The 2,825-nt window shown below is 70.5% G+C and carries 1 protein-coding gene and 1 pseudogene; one reads left to right on the forward strand and one right to left on the reverse strand.

The annotated features are described in order from the left end of the window. A pseudogene (locus tag G6026_RS17515) lies at positions 1 to 387 on the forward strand (NADH:flavin oxidoreductase/NADH oxidase); the annotation flags it as partial. A 46-nt stretch (positions 388 to 433) separates the two neighbouring features. Here the strand turns inward: G6026_RS17515 and G6026_RS13945 are convergent. Further along, positions 434 to 2,794, reverse strand: a complete 2,361-nt coding sequence (locus tag G6026_RS13945; protein WP_241726095.1) for a fatty acid desaturase — start codon at positions 2,792 to 2,794, stop codon at positions 434 to 436. Positions 2,795 to 2,825 lie beyond the last annotated feature (31 nt).

Here is a 2,825-nt window from a genome sequence, read left to right on the forward strand (position 1 = left end):
TCGGCCACGGACTGGGTTCCCGGTGGGTGGACCCCGGACGATTCGCGCTGGCTGGCGGCGCGCCTCGCCGGGCACGGCGTCGACCTGGTCGACGTCTCGTCGGCCGCCAACACCCCTGCCGTCCCGCCGGTGCCACTCGAGCAGGGGTATCAGGTGCCGCTGGCCGAGGAGGTCCGGTCGTCCGGCGCGGTGCTGGCCGGCGCGGTGGGACTCATCAGCGACCCGCACTACGCCGAGCAGGTGTTGGTCGACGAGCGGGCCGACGTCGTGTTCCTGGGCAGAGTCGGGCTGCGCGAGCCCGCCTGGCCGCTCCGCGCGGCCGCCGAACTCGGAGTGCCCTGGCGTGAGGCGCCGTACCCGCCGCAGTACACGCGCGGCAAGTGGTGAACCCCGCCGGTCAGCCGGCTGTCGCCACCCCGATGGCCGAGTGCGGCTAGAGGTCCAGCTCGATGTCCGAGCAGGGCATCGCCGTGCACACGGTGATCCGCTCCCGGACGACCGTGTCGGTCGTGCCTCTGTCGGCCCGGGACTCCGCGCTGGTGGTACCGCTGAGTTTGCCGGTCACACACGCCTTGCACAGTCCGCGTTCACACCCGGTCGGTACGGAGATGCCCGCCCGGCCCGCGGCTTCGAGCAGGGTCGTGGCCCCGTCGATCTCCACCGAGGTGCCGGTGCGGCGGAAGTGCACGGTGTAGCGACTGCCGTCGTCCGCCGGTCGCTCGAGTTCCGGGGCGGTGAACGACTCGGCGTGAAAGCGCTCGGCAGGCTGTCCGAGGTCGCGCAGCTGGTCGCGGGCCAGATCGATCACCGCGGCCGGCGCACACACATAGGTCTCCCGGTCGGCGGCGTCCGGGACGAGACCGCGCAGCAACTCCGGACCCAGCCGGCCGGTGGTCAGGCCGTCCCGCCCGGACGGCGTATCGGTGAACAGGTGAAGCGTGGCGCCCGAGTCGCGGGCCAGCCGACGGAGTTCCGCCTCGTAGATGATCGAGCGCTCGTCGCGGTTGAAGTACAGCACGGTGGCGTCGGTCCCGGCGTCGCGGGCGATGCGGCGCAGGAGGCTGATGATCGGCGTGATGCCCACCCCGCCGGCGATGAGGAGTGAGGGGGCGCCGGGCTCCGGCATGGCGAAGTCGCCCGACGACTGCGGAACGCCGACGAGAGTGACGTGGCGCCCCGCCTTCAGCGTGTCGTTCAACCGGGTGGAGACCCGGCCCCCGTCGACCCGCTTGACGCAGATCTCCAGGGGTCCCGGCTCGTCGCGCTGCGAGCCGTCGAGCCGCGAGTCGATGCTGTCGCGGACGAGGCTGTACTGACGGACGAGTTCGGCGGTGCCGCCGTCGTCGTCGTCGACCTCCACCCGCACCGAGATGTACGCCCCGGCCTCCCACTCCACGTCCTCCCACCCGCGCGGCCTGGCCAGGCGCACGGAGAGCGCGTCACCGCCGGCGACCGGCGTGGCCGACAGGACCCTCGCGGGAACATTGTGGAAGCGGGGCTTGTCCAGGTACGGGGACTCGGGCAGCGGCCGATACGTGAAACCCGAGATCACGCGCCGCACGAGCGAGGAGGGGTCGCGCAGCAACTCGGCCGGTCGTCCGAACTCCCGCTCGCCCAGCGGCACCGACAGGCCCGTGAGCGTCGTGGCGATGAGCGGCACCGTCTCCAGCAACGGGGTCTCGTGATACGGCAGCCCGAACCGGGCGGCGAGGGCGCGCACCTCCGGCGCGATCCTGCGCTGCATGGACGGCGGCAGGTCGGGAAACAGGTGATGCTCGATGTGGGTGTCCAGTCCGCCGTAGAAGATCCGCAGGTCGGGGCGGTTATCGAACGGAACCTCCTCCTCGAGGATCCGGGTCAGCGCCTCGTCCATCCGTCGGCTGGGCAGGAAGTTGCGGGTCGCCCGGATCTGCCGCTCGTAATACTGGTCGGGGGTCTCATCCGGGCCGGGATCGGTGAACAGTTCCAATTCACCCGCGTGGTGTTCGATGAGCACCAAGAACAGCACGGACATGTATCCGGCGACTCCGCCCAGGTAGTTGGCCACCAGGGTCGGCAGCGGCTTCCATCCGGAGCGGAAGGGCTCGTCCACGAAGCGGCGCCGCGCGTCCCGACGGGCGATCCTGGCCGGTGAGCGCAGGGTGTACGAACTGAAGAACGGGTGGCTGTCGACCTTGCGCGCGATGTTGGCCAGGAAGAACGGTGCCGCGACCGGGGCCATGGCAGCGAGCGCGGAGATCAACGCCACCTGCCCGAGGTGGTGGCCGTACCAGTCCTGGCCCGCGCTGCCGCGGAAGACGCTGTAGCCGAGGTCGTGGTCCTTGCCGACGATGTTGGTGTTGGGGTGGTGGCCCACGTGGTGCATCGTCTTCCAGTGGTCGACGTCGACGTTGAAGTCCCAGTCGTAGCGATCCGAGTGGTACTCGCCGTTGCCCGGCAGGTGGTCGTAACTGCCGTGGACGATGTTGTGGCCCAGCTCGGAGAACTGCATGAGTCGGTACATCATCTCCAGCGCGGTGGCCCGGCGGATCGCGCGCGGACCCCCCTCGCGCAAGAGTTCGCGGCGGCGTGCGTCGATCGCCCGCCCATATGCGGTGACGTGGCGGATGTGATCCAGGTCCTCCTGGCCCACCTCGGCCTTGGCCCGAGCGTAGAGCTCCTCCATCGCCTCGGCCAGGCCGGACGGTGATGCCGAGTGGGCGGGACCCGCCGGCCCTGCCGCCCCGTTCGTCGAGCTCCCCGGCTGTGAACCCTCCGAGCCCGTACCTGCGCTGATGTTACTGGCGAGAGTCATGAGTGTGACGGTAGCCACTCGTCGGGACCGG

It is taken from the genome of Dietzia sp. DQ11-38-2 (genome assembly GCF_014145055.1).
GTDB lineage: Bacteria > Actinomycetota > Actinomycetes > Mycobacteriales > Mycobacteriaceae > Dietzia.

What these genes read in the sequence shown, in the direction of transcription:
- G6026_RS13945 (WP_241726095.1), bottom strand. Translation starts at nt 2,794, where the DNA reads ATGACTCTCGCCAGTAACATCAGCGCAGGTACGGGCTCGGAGGGTTCA.